This window comes from Geodermatophilus ruber (genome assembly GCF_900114385.1).
GTDB lineage: Bacteria > Actinomycetota > Actinomycetes > Mycobacteriales > Geodermatophilaceae > Geodermatophilus > Geodermatophilus ruber.
In genome coordinates this window covers 75755-92929 of record NZ_FOSW01000003.1, presented here as the reverse complement: position 1 = coordinate 92929, position 17175 = coordinate 75755, and the positions used below count along the sequence as shown (strand labels likewise).

Sequence of the window (17175 nt, the reverse complement as noted above, 5' to 3'; positions counted from 1 at the left end):
GGCGACACTGAGGGGAGCCCGCCCGTGACCGCCGGACACCGGCTCGGACCACCGCAAGAAGGGCCCGCCCCCGAGCTCGTGGACTCCGGGTTCCACCTGGAGAACGCGGACGCACCGCTGCTGCACGCCGGCCTGAACCGGGCCGACCTGGCGCACGTGCTCGACCTGCGCGCCCGAGGCGTGGTGCCCGAGGAACCGGCCCGCCGGTTGCTCGCGCTGCTGCTGGAGGCCGACCGCACCACACCCGAGGAGTTCCCCTACGACCCCGCCTTCGGCGAGCCGTACAACAGCCGGGAGCGGCACTTCATCTCCCAGATCGGGGACGACGCCGGCTGGCTGCACGCCGGGCGCCCCCGGCGGGAGGCGGTGCGCATCGCGCTGCGCCTGCACCTGCGCACCCAGGTGGTGGACCTGATCGAGGCCGGCGCCGCACTGGCCGAGACCCTGGCGGAGACGGCTGCGGAGCACAGCCGCACCTGGATGCCGGATCAGACCTACCTGCAGCACGCCCAGCCCTCGACCTACGGCCACTACCTGCTGTCCTTCGCCTACCCGGTGCTCCGCGACGTGCGCCGCCTGGTCGACGCGCTGGCCTGGATCAACAGCAGCCCGGGCGGGGCCGGGTGCGTGAACGGCAGTCGGCTGCTCGACGACCGGGGCCCGGTGGCGCAGATGCTCGGCTTCGACAGCGTCATCGAGCACACCCGCGACGCCATGTGGCAGACCGACGGCCTCGTCGACGTGCTGGCCGTCGCCGCCAGCCTGGTGGGCACCCAGAGCAAGCTGGCCGAGGACCTGGAGATCTGGGCCTCGAGCGAGTTCGACTACGTCACGCTGGCCGACGGGTTCAGCCGCTCCAGTGTGCTCATGCCGCAGAAGCGCAACCCCTACGCCCTGTCGATCATTCGGGGCGCCTCGGGCACCCTGATCGGCCGGGTCAGCGGCTTCCTCGCCGTCGTCAAGAGCCCCTCGGCCCGCAGCGACAACCTGATCTACGCCTACGGGGAGGTGCCGCGCGCCCTCGACCTCGCGCTGCGCACCACGCGGCTCACCGGCGGAGTCGCCCGCACCCTGCAGGTCAACACCGCCCGGATGTGGACCGCGCTGGAGTCGGGTTTCTGCCAGGCGACCGACCTCGCCGAGTACGTGATGCAGACCTGCGACGTCGACTACCGCACCGCCTACCAGGTGGTCGGGGTCGCCGTCCGCCGGGCCAACGCGGCGGGGCTGCGCGGCATCGACCTCGATGGCGCGATGCTCGACGCCGCCGCCCGGGAGTACACCGGCCGGCCCATCGGGCTGACCGGCCGCGACCTCGTCGAGATCCTCGACCCGCGGCACATCGTGGCGACCCGGACCGCCGCCGGTGGGGCCGCGCCGCCGGTGGTCGAGGGGATGGCGGCGTCCTGCAGGGAACAGGCCCGGGAACTGCGTGACCTAGCCCTCGACCGCCGCGAGGGCTTCCAGGCGGCCGACCGCCGCCTGCTCGAGACGGCCGAGGCGTTCGCCTCCGGCGCGGACCAGGAGGACTCCCGATGAGCTCGACCGACACCACCGCCCCCATCGCCCTCCCCACCGAGGTCGGGGTCGTCAACGTCGGCCTGCCGCTGTTCGCCGCCGCGGTCGCCGCGCAGGGCCGGCCCTCGGTCCAGGTCGACTGGCGGGTCCCCGCCGGTGGCGACCCGGTGGCGCTGGCCGCGCTGCGCCGGCTGTCCGGGCCGCTGAACGAGCAGGTGGACGAGGCGAACGCCGAGGTGTTCCGCCGGCTCGACACAGGTGTCCCGATGCTCACCGGCGTCCGGCGGGCCGGCGACGTGGTGCCGGGGCTTTCCGGCCGCACCCTGCTGCACGCCGGCCCGCCGATGGAACTGGCCGAAGCCTGCGACCCGCTGCGCCGGTCCATGCGCGCCGCTGTCGTCGCCGAGGGCTGGGCCGAGGACGTGGCCCGCGCAGACGCGATGCTGGCCAGTGGCGAGATCACCCTCGCCCCGGCGAACGAGTCCGGCGGCGTGGTCCCGATGGCCACCGTCATGGGCCCGACCACGCCGGTCTGGGTGGTCGAGCTCGAGGCCGGTGGGCTCTCCTCCTGGGCCCCGCTGGGGCAGGGCTCCGGCAACGTCGCCTGGTTCGGCCGCGACACCCCTGAGGCCGTGGAGCGGCTGGTGCTGTTGCGCGAAGCCGCGGAGCCGGTGCTCGCGGAGGTGCTGCGCGACAGCGGCCCCGTGGACGTCTTCTCGATCGCGGCGCAGGCGGTGGCCATGGGGGACGACGTGCACGTGCGCACCCAGGCGGCGACCAACCTGCTGATCAAGCAGCTGCTGCCGTCCCTGATGGCCTCCGAGCACCCCCGGCGCGTGGAGGTCGCCCGCTACCTGGCCGCGAACCACCTGCTGTTCCTCACCCTGGCGATGGCCGCCGCCCGGACGCTCACCGCCTGGGCCGGGCAGGTCGAGGGCTCCTCGATCGTGACCACGATGGCCCGCAACGGCACCGAGTTCGGCGCGAAGCTCTCCGGCGGACAGGAGTGGTTCCTGGCGCCCGCCCCGATGGTCGGGCACGCGCTCTACCACCCGGGCAAGGGCCCCGACGACAGCGCGCCGGACATCGGCGACAGCGCGGTGCTCGAGCTGGTCGGTCTCGGCGGAGCGGCTGCGGCCGGCTCCCCCGCCGTCGGGCAGCTGGTCGGCGGCCTGGCGGCGGCCGCGGAACTCACCGATGAGCTGGGTCGCGTCTGTGTCGGCAGGTCCAGCCGCTTCACCCTGCCCACGTTCGGTGGCCGCGGCACCCCGCTCGGCGTGGACGTCCGCCGGGTGGTGGAGCACGGCATCACGCCGAAGGTGACAACCGGCATTCTGCACAACAGCGACGGCAGCGGCCAGGTGGGCGCGGGCGTGGCGGAGGCGCCGCTCAGCTGCTTCCGGGCCGCGCTGCTCGACCTCGACGCGCGGCTGACCGCGCCGAGGGACGCACACAACGGCTGACCCTCCAGCGCCGTCACATCACCTGTACTACCGAGGAGTGCGCCATGTCCCGTCCACCACTCCCCCCGTTCACGCACGACACGGCCGTCCAGAAGGTGCGGCTGGCCGAGGACGCCTGGAACACACGCGACCCGGAGAAGGTCGCCGCCGCGTACACGGTGGACTCCCGGTGGCGTAACCGATCGGAGTTCATCACCGGCCGCACGGAGATCCAGGAGTTCCTGGCCCGGAAGTGGGCCAGGGAGTTGGACTACCGGCTGATCAAGGAGCTGTGGGCCGCCGAGGGGAACCGCATCGCGGTCCGATTCGCCTACGAGTCGCATGACGCCGCAGGGAACTGGTTCCGCTCCTACGGGAACGAGAACTGGGAGTTCGACGAGAACGGCCTGATGCGACGGCGTCACGCCAGCATCAACGACCTCCCCATCTCCGAGGCCGACCGCCTCTACCGCTGGCCCCAGGGTCGGCGCCCCGATGATCACCCGGGGCTCAGCGACCTCGGCCTGTAGGGCGGTGCGAGGTGCTCACCGTGCCGTCGGCCCCGCCGGTCCCCGCCCCGGTTCGCTGCACCGTCCGTCCCGGAGCCCCGCGGGTCCGGCTCCCCCGGGAGCGGCCGGGCGTACGGCCGCCGCGGGGCCACCTCCACTGGGCCGCGCTGTGGCACCTGGCCGCCGGCCGCTCCTCCACCACCAGGGACGCCGCGGCGCACCGGCCGGCACCCGTGGGGGCGGACCCCGACGCGCCACGGACGGCTCGGGAGACCTGACCCCCGACCTCAGGCCGGCGTCTGGGCCGGCGGGGGATCCGGCCGCTCGAGGACGCCCGTCTCCACCGCCGGCGCGTCGCGGGGCGCGGGCCACGCGGCGCCGGTCCGGGTGCGGAAGGCGTCGACCCCGGCCTCCACGGTCGGGAAGAAGTGCTGCGGCTCGATCTCGCGGGCCAGCCCGTAGCGCTCGACCTTGCGACGGACCGGGTCCTTGAGCTCGGCGAACGCGAGGGTCTGCCCGCGCTCGTCCAGCAGGCGGGCGAGGTCGAACAGCACGTCGGCGGCCGTGGTGTCGACGTCGGTGATCGGCTCGGCGGCGACCAGGACCCACCGGGGCGGCGGCTGGGTCCGGGCGAGGGCCATGACCGCGTCGCGGAAGGTCTTGGCGTTGGCGAAGAACAGCGGCGCGTCGAACCGGTAGATGACCAGCCCCGGCAGCTGTCGCGCGTCGGGGTACGAGCGGACGTCGTGGAACCCGGCCACGCGGTCAGCCAGCCCGAGGACGGTCTGGTACGGCCGCCACGCCCGCCGGAACACGTTGAGGATCGACAGGCCGACGGCGATCGCGATGCCGGGCAGGACCCCGAGCAGCGCCACCCCGGCGAACGCGACGACCGACAGGATGAACTCGACCCTGCGTTGGTGCCACAGCCGGGCGGTGCCGCGCAGGTCGGCCAGCGACAGCGATGCGGTGATAACCACGGCCGCCAGCGCGGACTGCGGCAGGTCACGGAACAGCCCGGGCAGGAACAGGATCATGACGATGATCAGCGCGGCCCCGGTGACCCCGGTCAGCTGCGTGCGGGCGCCCGCGCGCTCGGCCACCGCGGTGCGGGAGGCGCTGGTGCTCACCGGGAAACCCTGGAACAGGCCCGCGGCCAGGTTGGCCGCGCCGATGCCGATCATCTCCTGGTTGCCGCGCACCTCCTGCCCGGTGCGCTCGGCGAACGACGACGCGGTGGAGATGGTGTCGGCCAGTGACACCAGTGAGATGGCCAGCGCCCCGGCCAGCAGCGGCCCGACGTCGGACCAGGCGACCGTGGGGAGCGTCAAGGGCGGGAACCCCTCCGGCAGCACCCCGACCAGGCTCACGCCGCGCTCGCCGAGCCGGAAGACCGCGCTGACGCCGATGGCCAGGACCACCATGACCAGCACGCCCGGCACCCTGGGCGCCCACCGCCGGAGGGCGAGGACCACCGCGATGCCGCCGACCCCGACCGCCGCGGCGGCCGGGACGGTCTCCCCCCGAGCCACGCCCTCGACGACCCCCACGAGCTCCCCGATCAACCCGTCGGCGTCGACGGAGAATCCGAGCAGCTTGGGCAGCTGGCCGACCAGGATGGTCAGCGCCAGCCCGTTCATGTAACCGATCATGGTGGGCTTGGAGAGCAGGTCGGCGACGAAACCCAGCCCGGCCAGTCCCGCCGCGATCATGACCCCGGCCGTCATCAGGGCGAGCATCGACGCCAGGGCGACCGCCCGTTCCGGGTCCCCGCCCGCGGCCACCAGCGGCAGGACCGTCGCCGCGATCATCGGCCCGAGCGAGGAGTCGGGCCCGAGCACCAGCACCCGCGACGGGCCGAACACGGCGTAGGCGAGCAGGCATGTGACGGTCGTGTACAGGCCGGTGATCGGTGGGAGCCCCGCCAGTTCGGCGTAGGCCATCCCCTGCGGCACCAGCAGCGTGGTCAGCACCACGCCGGCGACGACATCCTTGACCAGCCACGGCCGGCGGTAGCCGGACAGCGCACGGACGCCGGGTGGGACCGGGGTCATGGCCACCACCTCACCGGCAGCCGCGGTAGCTCGCCCGCAGCCTCTTCTCCACCAGGATGGGGACGAAGGTCTGCACCCGGGCGCCGGCGAACGCCGCGAGCGCCGCCGCGGCCCGGTCCCGGACCCCCTCGGGGTCCACGCCGTACTCCCGGGAGACCCGGGCCACCAGAAGGTCCACGAACGACGCCTCGGGTGGGGCGGGGAGCGGCTCATCGTCCTCGGGAACGGCCTCCGCAGCGACCACGGTCACCCGGCACCTCCTCGTCCCGCGCCCGGTGCGACCGCACCACGGTCCCGCCCGCGGAACGCGCGGAGATCCCCCGCGGCGGATGACCGTGCGTCCCGCGGCAGCGCAGGTCAGCCCGCCGACGCATCCAGCCGACGGGCCATCAGGCCGAAGAGGACGCCGAGGGCGTCGGTGGCCCGGTGCGCCCCGGCGCTGGCGACCAGGCTGCCGCTGCGCCGGCGCAGCTCGAGCTCCTCCCTGCCGAACATGCCACCCACCGCACCGACAAGCGGAGCCAGAAGGCCGGCGGTCACGGTCCACAGCTCCCTCCGCAACCGACCGCGCCGTCCCCGGGTGCCGGATCGATACCCGGGGAGCGGCGAGGCTGCCGGCCGGTCGACCAGCAGTCAGGCAGCGTCAGTCGACGGGGGCGATGAGCGCGTCGAGGTCGTCGACCGGCTCGTCGATGAACCCGAAGTCGATCATCGCCTCCTGGGTGATCTCGGCCCGCTCGGTGCTGGGGGCGCGGTCCTCCAGCCAGGCCGGGAGCTCCATGCGCGCGGCCAGCTCCGGGGAGAGCTGGGTGTAGGTCGGCAGGATGTCGATGACCTCCTGCGGGTCGGAGGCGGCCAGCTCGGCGCCGCGCTCCAGTGCCCGGGCGAACGCCGCGGTGATCTCCGGGTTCTGCGCGGAGTACTCGGCCGTGGTCATGAAGCCGATGACGGGCATCTCGGCCAGCCGGTCGCTGCAGGAGGAGGGCCCGGCGATCACCCGCTGCCCCTGGTCCTCGGCGAGGGTGACGAACGGCTCGCCGATGAACGCGGCGGCCACGTTGCCGTTCTGGACGGCCCCGGGCATGTCGGGGAAGGGGATCTCGACGAGGGTGTAGTCACCGTCCTGCAGGCCGGAGGCGGCCATGCACTCCCGGACCTGCAGCTCCACCAGGCCGGCCAGGGTGTTCACTGCGACCCGCTGGCCGCGCAGGGCGGCGGGGTCCTGGTACGGGGAGTTCCCCGCCACCATGATCCCGTTGACCCCCTCCTTCGGGCCGGTCATCTCCCAGACCATCTGCGCAGGCAGGCCCTGACTGGCAGCCTGGAGCACCGTGGTCCAGTTCGAGCTGCTGAACTGCAGGTCGCCGGCGACCATCGCCGGGAGCGCGGCCGACCCGCCCGCGACCATCTGCGTCTCGACCTCGAGCCCCTCCTCCTCGAAGTAGCCCTCCTGGATGGCCAGGAACAGCGGGGCGTTGTCCGGGATCGGGAGCGTGCCGACCAGGATCGACACCGGGTCCTCCGGACTCAGCTGCGTGTTGCCAGTGGCACCCTCGTCCTCACCAGCCCCGCAGGCCACCAGCAGGCAGGCGGCCAGGGCTACCGGGACCCCCCGCTTGACCGAACGACTGATCGTCACGCGCTCTCCTCCGGTTGTTACTGGGCATGCTGACGGCGAGAACGCGGCACCATCGATCCCAGCGGCCCGGCCGCCTACACGGCACCGGACACCGGTCGGGGGAACCGGCGGAGCAGCCAGCCGCTGACACAGCGGTCTCCTTGGACGGCGATCATGTCTGTTGGTGGCGTGCGACACAGCTGGCGGCTGTCGCATACGACTCGCGACAGATGTCTCGGTAGAGGTAAGGGGGTCACGGGGCGGGCCCGCTCGTCCCGCCCATCCACGATTGCCGCCCACCGCCCTCGCACGGTGTCGCGGTGATCAGGCGCCCTCTCCCGCTCACCGACCCTCGACTGGCACGCGGCCACTGACCGACCTGCACAAAGGCCCTGCGGCCGGGCGTCCAGGACCCGGGCCTCGGCGAGGGCTCCGCGAAATCCGCGGCCGGTCGGAGTCGCACGTGATGCCGCCACCGGAGCCGTAGACCGCGGTGCCGGCCTCCCGCTCGAGCACCACCGTCCGGATCGCCACGTTGAACCGGGCCCGGAACGGGGCACCTGGGGGTCCGACCACACCCACCGCGCCGCAGTCCCCCCGCGGGGACTGGAAGCCCTGCTCCGTCTCACGCTGGCGACCGGACTGCGCCGCGGCCAGGCTCTCGCCCTGCACTGGTCGGACGTCGGCCTGGCCGCCGGGCTGGTCCGGGTCCGCCGGACCCGGGCGGCGTGTGCGCCCGTCGCGCGTCACCCCCCGTGGCGCTCGAGGGGCGTCACTGATCCTGCGCTGCCCGTTCGGGCACGCATCGGGGTCCGAATGGACGGGGCGCGCGGGTCTGGCGACTCCGCCATCCGCCCTGCCACCGTCGGTGGTTGCCGACGTCCGTGAGGTGTGCCATGCGCGGTCGTGACCACGAGCGGCTCGACGGGCCTGCCCTCTCCGGGCGGGCGACGTCCGCAGCCGCGGAGACCGGCCCGTGCCGCATGGCCATCCACCCGCACGCCGTCGCCCCTTCCCGCGGTGATGCGATCCGCCGTGCACCACCGCCGCACCGGTCGGTCACGCCGTGAAAGCCCCCGCCAGGGAACCCGGCAACCCGGGCCGGCGGCCGGACGGTCAGGCCGCGGGGCGGCGACCTGCGCACCCGGGCAACGTGCAGGCACTGGTGCGGCTCCAGGCGCGGGCCGGCAACGGAGCAGTCGCCCGGCTGCTGGCTCCGGACGCCGCAACGCGAGGGCGGACGACGGCCGCGCCCGCGGGGCCCGTAGCGAGCGGCAACGTCGGCATGCAGCGGCTCGTCGAGGCCGGCGGAGCGTGCCCGCCGCCACCGGTCGCCCCCACGCCGGCCGACCCGAGGGCGGACTCGCGGTTCGCGGCGGTCGAGGGCCAGGTGCACGGTGCGGCCGCGGCCGCGAAGAAGCACCCGTCCGGGGCGGCCGAGGCCGACCAGGCGCGCCGGGCCGCCGAGCCGCCGTCCGACGACAAGGCCGGCCAGGCCAAGGCGGCGCAGGCCGACCGGATGGCCGCGGCCAAGCCCAAGGGGTTCGACAAGGCCGGCTTCATGGCGGCGGTGAAGGCGGCGATAGCCAAGGCGGCGCCGCAGAACCTCGACGAGGCGGACAAGTTCGCGACCTCGGGCAAGGCCGACGCGGTCAAGGGCGAGGTGATGGGGAAGGTCGCGGAGGGCAAGAAGAGCTCCGCCGCGGACATCGAGGCCACGACCGCGCAGCCGCCGGACCCGTCGGTGGCCAAGGACAAGCCGGTCACCCCCCTGCCGCCGCAACCGGCGCCGCAGGTGCCGGCCGTGGACGGCGCCAAGGCGATGCCGGGCAAGGCGCCGACCGAGCAGACCGACCTGCGCGGTGGGCCGTGCTCGGTGAACAAGGACATGGCGGTCGCGAACGTGAGCGACCAGGACCTCGCCGCCTCCAACGAGCCGCAGATGCAGCAGGCCCTCGCCGCCAAGAAGACGGCCGAGGCGCACGCCGCGCAGGCGCCGGCGCAGATCCGGCAGAAGGAGGGCGAGGCCCTCCAGGAGGCACAGGCCGGCGCGAGCGCGGACGCGAAGACCGCCGTGGCCGCACTGACCGGGGTGAAGGGCCAGGCCGGCGGCCAGGTGGGCACCCAGAAGAGTGCCGCCAAGGCCCGCGAGGAGACCGAGCGCAAGCGGATCTCCGGCGACATCAACAAGATCTACGACCGGGTCAAGGGCGAGGTCACGGCCATCCTCACCGGGCTGGACGCCAAGGTCTCCGGTGAGTTCGAGGCCGGTGAGAAGGAGGCGCGCGCCGCGTTCACCGCCCAGCACAAGGCGGAGATGGAGAAGTACAAGGACCAGCGCTACTCCGGGCCGGCCGGCTGGCTGCGCTGGACCGGCGACCTGTTCATGAGCGTGCCCAAGGAGGCCAACGACATCTTCGTGCGGGCGAAAGCGCTGTACGAGGAGCGGCTGACCGCGGTGATCTCCAAGGTCGCCGATCTCATCGGGCAGCAGCTGGACGAGGCCAAGAAGAAGATCGCCGCCGGGCGCGAGGAGATCCGGGTCTACGTCGCCAAGCAGCCCAAGGACCTGCAGAAGATCGCGCAGGCCACGGCCACCGAGGTGTCGGGCAAGTTCGACCAGCTCGAGTCGGACGTCGACGACAAGTCGACCTCCCTGGTCGACGACCTGGCCCAGAAGTACGTCGAGGCACGCAACGCCGTCGACGAGGAGATCAAGGCGGAGCAGGCGAAGAACGCCGGGCTGGTCGACATGGCGAAGAACGCCATCGGCGAATCGGTCAAGGCGATCCTGCAGCTCAAGGACCTGTTCTTCGGCCTGCTGTCGAAGGCGGCGTCCGCGTTCGACGCCATCGTCGCGGCCCCCGTGCGGTTCATCACGAACTTCATGAGCGCGGTGAAGCAGGGCTTCCTGAAGTTCGCCGACAACATCCTCGCGCACCTGAAGAAGGGCCTGCAGGGCTGGCTGTTCGGTCAGCTCGCCAACGCCGGGATCGAGCTTCCCGAGAAGCTCGACCTGATGGGCGTGCTGAAGATGATCGCCTCGTTGATGGGCCTCACCTGGGCCCACCTCAAGTCGCGGATCATCGCCAAGGTGCCGCCGCTCGGCAAGGTCTGGGACGCCGTCGAGTCGAAGATCGACATCGCCAAGAAGTTCGCCACCGAGGGCATCACCGGGATCTGGAACTGGATCAAGGAGAAGGTCGGCGACGTCAAGCAGATGATCTTCGACCAGATCAAGTCGTTCGTCATCGAGCGGGTGGTCAAGGCCGGCATCACCTGGGTGCTCGGCATGCTCAACCCCGCCGGCGCGCTCATCAAGATCGTTCAGGCGCTGATCAGCGTCGTGCAGTGGATCATGGAGCGCGGCAAGGAGATGGGCGAGTTCATCGGCACGATCATCGACGCCGTCATGGACATCGCCCGCGGCGGCCTGGGCGGCGTCCCGGAGAAGATCGAGAACTCCCTGTCCAGGGCCGTCCCGCTGGTGATCAGCTTCCTCGCCGGGCTGCTCGGGCTCGGCGGCATCTCCGAGAAGGTCAAGGAGTTCTTCGCCAAGGGCCAGGAACTGGTCGGCAAGGGCATCGACTGGGTCCTCGGCAAGGTCATCAACCTCGCGAGGCCGCTGATCCGGCTGGCCATGAAGGGCGTGGGCTACGTCAAGAAGAAGTACGAAGCCGGCAAGGCCTACGTGAAGGGCAAGTACGAGGCCGGCAAGGCTTACGTCAAGAAGAAGTGGGAAGGCGTCAAGGGCTACGTGAAGGGCAAGGTCGAGGCCGGGAGGACCTGGGTTGCCGGAAAGGTCCAGGCCGGCAAGGAGGCCCTTTTCCGGCTGCTTAGAAAGCCCTTCTCTGTCGAGGGCGTAAGTCACACACTCACGGTGAACAGGGCCGGAAAAATCCTGATCGCCTCGAATAGCGGTCTCACCATGGACGCGCACGCCCGCGGCGCGCAAGAGGCGGCCCGGGCCAGCGGGCGCACTGACATGCTGCCCTCAATCGAAGAGCTCAACGCCTTGCGGTTGCGCCACGAGGCCCACTTTGCAGCGGTGAGGGACCAGGAGGTGGCGAACCTCGATCCCAGCGACCCGAAGAATCGCCCATTCCTCGCCGCAATCGACACGATCGTCGCAATGGCGCGCCAAATCTGGACCGTCATCCATTATTCGGGGCGCCCGGGCGAAGCGAATGTCGTCACGCCGGACGGCCTGGGCAACATTGCGCCCCATGCGCGCCAGATCACCCCACGACCGAATCTCGAGTCGGAGCATGTTCTGCCTCGCAAGTGGCTGTCCAACATCTTTGAGCATGCGGCCGGGCTCCGCCCGCTCAGTGACCGTCAGTATGCACAGATGACGACCATCCTCATCTGGAAGGGCGCCGCGGACCTCAAGACCGAGGGCGACGAGGGAGACAACACCGGTCTGCGGCGCCTGCTCACCGGCGAGGAAGGCATCGGCAACGCCGGACCCTCCGTCGTCACCCGGGTGGACCTGACGATGCGGGCGATCAACGCGGATCACCAGGCCAATCACCGCCCGGGTGAGCCAATGCCGACCAGAGCCGCGGTCTCCCAAGCGGCAGCGCTCCAGGTGGGTGAGGTCGTGCGGTTTGCTCGCGAGAACGCCGACGTTGCCATGTCCCGCGGCGCGGACTTCGAGGGATCGCAAAACCTGATCTCCTTGGCGGCGTCGCTGATTTCGGCGGGCGACAGCGACCCTAAGTTCGCCACGAAGGTCTCGAACTTGGCTGGCCGCTTCTCCCGTTGGTTGACGGACCACTCGGGAACGGCCCCGGCGAGTACACGGGCCCAGATGTCGGCAGTTCACGCGAGGCTGCTCCAGGAACGCGACCGACGACAAGTCCGGTAGCGGTATCGCCTCAGGCGATCGAACGTTCCTCCACTTCGCCAGCCTGGCGTGCGCGTTCATCTTCCCCACCAGCGCCAGCCCGTCCGGTGTACGAGTGCGGGGTCGTCGCCTTCCGTGGCGGGTCATCCCCAGCTCGGTCGGGATCGTCGTGGCGCCCTCGCCGAACGACGTCGGCTCGTACGCGAACGCATCCCACCTTGCACGCGGGAGGGTTGGATGCGTCGGCGTACTGCAAGGCATCCGCTCCGCGGTCGACACGAATCGGCCGGACGCCGAATCCTCCCCTCGGGGAGTGCTCTCATTGGCGTGGGACGCACCAGACCCGAAGGTCAACGACCGAAACGGTCGAGCTTCTCGGACCGCGACCGCGGATTCATCTACATGGATAATGCGGACTGGCGGACATCCGGGCCCGCGACGTTGAACGGCCGCTCCAGGGTCCAGCGCGAGACCACCGGCAAAGCCTTCACGCGAGCTTTGAGCCCCGCGGGCTATTGGGGCCGGTGCCGCCGGAGAGGACGTAGCGGCACTCCGTGGCGTAGTCGCCCAGTTCGCGACGGATTCCATCATCACGCATCTCCGCCAGGGCCGTCTCGATCTCGGCCAGCAGCCGCTCGGCGTCCGCCGCCACGTCACGGCCCTCGGCGAACGCGGTGAGCAGTTCCCCCGAACGCCGTCCCAGGGTGAAAGCGCGACGCTTCGCCGCGAACCGCTCCGCAGCAGCCAACCGCTCCCCCGGCGGCACGTCCGCCGCCGCCTCGATCTCCACCACCTGGTCCTCCGGACCCACCACGGCGTCGAACTCGGCCAGTCCCGTCCGCATGAGCTCGAGAAACCGCCCGCGCTGGTCCGACGGCAGATCCGCCGCCAGCCGGTCGAGGGCCCCGCCCACCAGATCGGTCACTTCAGCCGGGCCTGCGCGGCCGCGAGCGCGCCGGCATCGACCAGCGCCCGGAACTGCGCCCAGGTGGTGCCGGGCTTCAGCCCCCCGGTGACCCCGGTCCGGTAGTCGCCGGTCGCCCCCTGGAAGTAGGCGGCGCGCATCTTGTCCAGGCCGGCGTGGGTGTTCATCTTCCGTACCAGCGCCACTTCCGCGGCGTACGGGTGGTGGGTCACCGGCTGCTCGTGCCGGGTCATCACCAGCTCGGTGAGGATCGTCGTGGCCCCCTCCCCGAACGCCGACGTGGGCTGGTACGCGAAGGCGTCCCAGGTCCCGTGCTCCTGCACGTGCAGCGACTCGTGGACCGTGGTGCCCGCCCAGATCGAGCTGTTGTTGAGGTAGATGTCCGGCTTGACCGTGAAGCCGTTGATGGGTGTGTAGGACCCCGCCCCGTAGTAGCCCTCGTAGGCCTTCTTCATCTCGGCCTCGGTCAGCAGGTGCACCTTGGCCAGCTGGATGTCCACGTCGGCGCCGAACTCGGCGGCGATCATCGCCTTCGCCCGCAGACTCCCCACGTACTTCGCCGGCAGCACCCTGGCGCCGGCCTTGCGTTTGGCGGCCGCCTCCTCGGCCGCGAACCCCTTCGCCGCGGTGCCGGCGGTCGTGTCGCGGTTGGCCCGCCAGCTCTCCCTCGTGTAGCCGAGACGGGTCGCCGCCGCGCGCTGCTTCTCGCTGAGCAGCGCATACGGCAGCAGTCCGGCGAGCGGCGGCGTCTTGGACCGCCAGGTCGCCGCCGTGTAGCCGAGCGTCCTGAAGTCCGCACGGCGCTGGGCCGGCATCGCCGCCCAGCTCTCGGTCGACCCCTGCCCCGGTACCGCCGACGCGGTCGCGCGCCCACCGAGGCGCAGCGCGTCCCACGTCGCCTCGTCCACCGTTCCCGCACCGCGGGCCGGGCGGACGCCGTGGTCCCGCTGGAACGCGGCGACGGCCGCCTTCGTGCGCGTTCCGAAGATGCTGTCCTCGATCAACGCCGCGCCGACGCGGTTCAGCGACTGCTGCAGCGACAGCACCGAAGGGCCCGTGTCGCCCGCCTTCAGCGGCGGCGACAGCGCCTTCTTCAGCGCCGCCGCGCCACCGGCCAGCACCCGGCCCAGGTCGTCCACGATGGTCCGCTGCGTCATCAGCCGCGACGTCGCCGCGTTGCCCGCAGTCCGCTGCAGCCACAGCAGCCCGGTCGGGCCGGCGGTCCGGGACGGCCGACGCCGGGAAACTCGCCGGGTCGTGGTGGGAAGGCGCCGGGACACGGCGGCGGTCACTGCCACGGCACGGCCTCCTGCACGCGGGTGTCCAGCCAGCTGCGGACGTCGTCGCCCCACGGCGGCACCTGGGAGCCGACGGCGCCGAGCACCAGCAGGACGACGAACGCCCGCGCGAACCGCGTGCGCCACGACAGCGGGACGTCGTAGCGCGGACGCCGTCCGTGGTTCGCGAGCCGCTGCGCGCGGCGGAACGTGGACCTGCGCATCGCCACCGCGTCGATCCTCGGCTCCGACGATGCCTGCGACGCGCTCGGCAGCCGGGCACCGCACCGGCAGAAGCGCCGGTCCGCCGCGACCGACGTCCCGCAGCTGGGGCACAGCTGGGCGCCGGGGCCGGGCAGCACCGGCTGGGGCGCCGTGTCGACCCGGGCCACCGGATCCGCCTCCCCGGACCCGGCGCGGCGCCGGACGGCCGGGCGTTTCCCCGCCGGCGCGACCACGACGGGGATGGACCGGACCGGCGCCGGCGCCCGCGCGGGCATCTCGGGGGCGTGCGGTGCCGACCGCGCCCGCCGGGCCGCGTCGACCGGCCGGGGTGCGCCGCGCGGCACCTCCACCACGCGCGGCGACGGTCTGGCCCCGGGACTGATCGGCACGGGGCCGAGCGGCGCCTGCCGGGGTTCGGGGACGACGTCCTCGGGCTCCACCACCTCGGGCGGCGGCCGGGGCGGCGGAGGCTCCGGTGGACGCGGCGGCGGAGGCGCGGGTGTTCCGGCGGACGCGCCGTCGAGCGCGGCGCCGCAGCCCACGCAGGAGCCGGCTCCGGCGTCGTTCTCCCACTGGCAGGTCGAGCAGATCGTCACGGTGGCTCTCCGAACGGATCGGTGGGAACCAGCTCCCGGTCCAGCGCGTCGGGATCGACCCCCAGCCCCTCCCCCACGGGCTGGAAGCCCAGCTCGTTGGGGTCCGGCAGGCCGATCAGGGCCTCGACGGCGTCCAGCGGATCGCCGGACGCGTCGCTGAGCCGGATCTCGATCCGGCTCTCCTCCCCCACCGCGCCGAGGATCCCGCCGGCACGGACCCGCGTGTCGACGGCGACCGTCACGCGTGCCGGGTCCAGCCCGGCGTAGTGCTGCGCCGCGCCGTCCTCGTCGCTGAGGGCGACGCCCCCACGGCCGTCGACGTCGGCGACCTGGCCCGCCGACACCGCGTGCACCGGCGTACCCGGTGCAGCCGGGATGACCGCCACCCGGCCGTCACCGCCGCCCCGGAGCAACTGGGCCCGGGGCAGCGGGAGGAAGCGCCGGCCGACGCCGACGGTGATTCGAGCACGGACGGTCCCGGAGCCCACCTCGACCCGCTCCGGCATGCGCAACCCCCGGCTGACCGATGCACATCGTGCCACGGCCGTCACGCATGCGGGAGGGCTCGCGCGTGCCGCTCCGTCCCAGCCGGCTGCCTCGAAAGCCGCCGAAATCCCCTGTTCCACCGGGACGGGCGTTCCTAGGCTGGGGCGATGGCCGTCCTGTCGGCGGTGGAGATCTACCGCTACGCCCGCATGGCCGGGTTCAGCCCCGACCAGGCCGTGACCATGACCGCCGTCGCGCTCGCCGAGTCCGGCGGTGAGGCCGGCGCGCACAACCCCCGCGGTGAGGACTCCCGCGGGCTGTGGCAGATCAACGTCGCCGCGCACCGGAACCTCGGTGGCCAGAACCTCTACGACCCCCTCGTGAACGCCCAGGCCGCCTACCGGGTGTCGCAGGGCGGCAAGGACATCTCTCCCTGGACGACGACGCACCGCGGCACGAGTGCGCGTTACGTCGCCTACCGGGCCGAGGCCGAGTCGGCCGCCCGCGCCGCCGGTGACAACGCCACCGGCGTGTGGACCGGCACCCCCGGCTACGGGAGCCCGCTGGCCGCCGGCAACGGCGGGGGCCCGGCGCTGGCCGCGGACATGCCGGCGACCGGCCCGGCGACGGGCGGCGGTGCGACCGAGCAGTTCGTCCAGGCCGCGCTGGCCCAGAAGGGCGACTCCTACGTCTTCGGCGCCGAGGCCGACCCGACCGACCCCGACCCCACCACGTTCGACTGCTCGGAGCTGACCCAGTGGGCGGCCGCCCAGGTGGGGGTGGAGCTGCCGGACGGTTCCTGGCACCAGTACCTGGACCTGCAGGAGCAGGGCGGGGCGCTGTCGGTCGAGCAGGCGCTGCACACCCGGGGGGCGCTGCTCTTCTACTTCTCCGCCCCCCCGTCGGCCTCGGGGGGACGGCCCTCCCAGGCGCACGTCGCGATCAGCCAGGGCGACGGCAGGACGATCGAGGCGATGAACCCCCAGCGCGGCGTCCTCGAGTCCACGGCCGACACCAAGCGGTTCAACTACGCGGCGGTGATCCCGGAGCTCGCCACCGCCACGGCCCCGGCGGCGCTCCCGGCGGGGCCCGCCGCTGCCCCGGCGCTCCCGCCGGGGCCCGTCGCAGCGCCGGCGGCCCCCATGACGTTCCCCGCTGTCGACACCGACCGCGACGGCCTCGTCGACGCCATGGAGCTCCTCCTCGGCACCGACCCGCTGAAGACCGACACCGACGCCGACGGCGTGTCCGACGGCTACGAGAAGTACAGCCTGGGCACCGATCCCACCCGCGCCGACTCCGACGGCGACGGCACCAGCGACGCCGCCGAGCTGGTGCGGGGCACCGACCCCATCCGCGCCGACAGCGACGGCGACGGCCGGGTGGACGGCGGGGACACCTCCGCGGACACCGACCAGGACGGCCTGTCCGACATGCTGGAGAAGATCCTGGGCACCCGGCCGGACTCGATCGACTCCGACGCCGACGGGGTGACCGACCAGCTGGAGTACCGGTCGGGGATGAACCCCCTCGACCCGGTGAACGCGGCACTCCCGACCCCGACCTCGGGGTCCGGAGGCCTCGCCTCCGGACCCCTGGGCCAGGACGCCGACCCCCTCGGCCAGCCCTCCCCCGCCACCTGGCAACCCGACCCGGTCACCGGCTACTGACGCGGG

Annotated in this window: 13 protein-coding genes; 5 read left to right on the top strand and 8 right to left on the bottom strand. The window is 72.7% G+C overall.

Annotation, left to right across the window (positions count from 1 at the left end; all coding sequences use genetic code 11):
- The first annotated feature begins 24 nt into the window (after window positions 1-24).
- From BMZ50_RS05560 to BMZ50_RS05550, 3 genes are read left to right on the top strand one after another with little or no spacing between them, the layout of a single operon-like run.
- Window positions 25-1539 carry an argininosuccinate lyase gene (locus BMZ50_RS05560; protein WP_218146116.1) on the top strand — a complete coding sequence of 505 codons (1515 nt, stop codon included), beginning with the start codon at window positions 25-27 and terminating at the stop codon, window positions 1537-1539.
- Entirely contained in the window at window positions 1536-2981 is a 1446-nt protein-coding gene (locus BMZ50_RS05555; RefSeq protein WP_091322131.1) for a YlbE family protein, read from the top strand. The genes BMZ50_RS05560 and BMZ50_RS05555 overlap by 4 nt, the downstream gene beginning before the upstream one ends.
- Before the next feature lie 44 nt (window positions 2982-3025).
- Window positions 3026-3490 (top strand): nuclear transport factor 2 family protein, encoded by a 465-nt coding sequence (locus BMZ50_RS05550; RefSeq protein ID WP_091322130.1) that lies wholly within the window; start codon window positions 3026-3028, stop codon window positions 3488-3490.
- A 266-nt stretch (window positions 3491-3756) separates the two neighbouring features.
- Here BMZ50_RS05550 and BMZ50_RS05545 read toward each other — a convergent pair whose 3' ends face one another.
- From BMZ50_RS05545 to BMZ50_RS05535, 4 genes are all read right to left on the bottom strand, one after another.
- On the bottom strand, window positions 3757-5523 hold the full coding sequence (locus BMZ50_RS05545) for a SulP family inorganic anion transporter (RefSeq protein ID WP_091322128.1): 1767 nt from the start codon (window positions 5521-5523) through the stop codon (window positions 3757-3759).
- Window positions 5524-5533: 10 nt separating this feature from the next.
- The gene (locus BMZ50_RS05540; RefSeq protein ID WP_091322126.1) at window positions 5534-5773 is read right to left on the bottom strand and encodes a three-helix bundle dimerization domain-containing protein; all 240 of its coding nucleotides are present in this window, start codon (window positions 5771-5773) and stop codon (window positions 5534-5536) included.
- A gap of 107 nt (window positions 5774-5880) precedes the next feature.
- On the bottom strand, window positions 5881-6018 hold the full coding sequence (locus BMZ50_RS23605) for a hypothetical protein (RefSeq protein WP_218146115.1): 138 nt from the start codon (window positions 6016-6018) through the stop codon (window positions 5881-5883).
- Window positions 6019-6166: 148 nt separating this feature from the next.
- Window positions 6167-7162, bottom strand: coding sequence for an ABC transporter substrate-binding protein (locus BMZ50_RS05535; protein ID WP_177212653.1), 996 nt, complete (start codon window positions 7160-7162; stop codon window positions 6167-6169).
- Between the two features lie 1132 nt (window positions 7163-8294).
- Here BMZ50_RS05535 and BMZ50_RS05525 point away from each other — a divergent pair.
- Window positions 8295-12011, top strand: coding sequence for a phage tail protein (locus tag BMZ50_RS05525; protein ID WP_143087087.1), 3717 nt, complete (start codon window positions 8295-8297; stop codon window positions 12009-12011).
- Between the two features lie 466 nt (window positions 12012-12477).
- Here the strand turns inward: BMZ50_RS05525 and BMZ50_RS05520 are convergent, their stop codons facing one another.
- From BMZ50_RS05520 to BMZ50_RS05505, 4 genes are all read right to left on the bottom strand, one after another.
- Complete coding sequence (locus BMZ50_RS05520; RefSeq protein WP_091322118.1) at window positions 12478-12915, bottom strand: hypothetical protein; 438 nt, start codon at window positions 12913-12915, stop codon at window positions 12478-12480.
- Window positions 12912-14072, bottom strand: coding sequence for a peptidoglycan-binding domain-containing protein (locus BMZ50_RS05515; protein ID WP_143087086.1), 1161 nt, complete (start codon window positions 14070-14072; stop codon window positions 12912-12914). Before BMZ50_RS05515 ends, BMZ50_RS05520 begins: the two co-directional genes overlap by 4 nt.
- A 131-nt stretch (window positions 14073-14203) precedes the next feature.
- Window positions 14204-14770, bottom strand: coding sequence for a zinc ribbon domain-containing protein (locus BMZ50_RS05510; RefSeq protein WP_143087085.1), 567 nt, complete (start codon window positions 14768-14770; stop codon window positions 14204-14206).
- Window positions 14771-15009: 239 nt separating this feature from the next.
- On the bottom strand, window positions 15010-15519 hold the full coding sequence (locus BMZ50_RS05505) for a M23 family metallopeptidase (protein WP_091322112.1): 510 nt from the start codon (window positions 15517-15519) through the stop codon (window positions 15010-15012).
- A 147-nt stretch (window positions 15520-15666) separates the two neighbouring features.
- Here BMZ50_RS05505 and BMZ50_RS05500 point away from each other — a divergent pair, with 147 nt between their 5' ends.
- Window positions 15667-17169 carry an NlpC/P60 family protein gene (locus BMZ50_RS05500; RefSeq protein ID WP_091322110.1) on the top strand — a complete coding sequence of 501 codons (1503 nt, stop codon included), beginning with the start codon at window positions 15667-15669 and terminating at the stop codon, window positions 17167-17169.
- Window positions 17170-17175: the final 6 nt, after the last annotated feature.

What these genes read in the sequence shown, in the direction of transcription:
- BMZ50_RS05555 (WP_091322131.1), top strand. Translation starts at nt 1,536, where the DNA reads ATGAGCTCGACCGACACCACCGCCCCCATCGCCCTCCCCACCGAGGTC.
- BMZ50_RS05550 (WP_091322130.1), top strand. Translation starts at nt 3,026, where the DNA reads ATGTCCCGTCCACCACTCCCCCCGTTCACGCACGACACGGCCGTCCAG.
- BMZ50_RS05545 (WP_091322128.1), bottom strand. Translation starts at nt 5,523, where the DNA reads ATGACCCCGGTCCCACCCGGCGTCCGTGCGCTGTCCGGCTACCGCCGG.
- BMZ50_RS23605 (WP_218146115.1), bottom strand. Translation starts at nt 6,018, where the DNA reads ATGTTCGGCAGGGAGGAGCTCGAGCTGCGCCGGCGCAGCGGCAGCCTG.
- BMZ50_RS05515 (WP_143087086.1), bottom strand. Translation starts at nt 14,072, where the DNA reads ATGACGCAGCGGACCATCGTGGACGACCTGGGCCGGGTGCTGGCCGGT.
- BMZ50_RS05505 (WP_091322112.1), bottom strand. Translation starts at nt 15,519, where the DNA reads ATGCCGGAGCGGGTCGAGGTGGGCTCCGGGACCGTCCGTGCTCGAATC.
- BMZ50_RS05500 (WP_091322110.1), top strand. Translation starts at nt 15,667, where the DNA reads ATGGCCGTCCTGTCGGCGGTGGAGATCTACCGCTACGCCCGCATGGCC.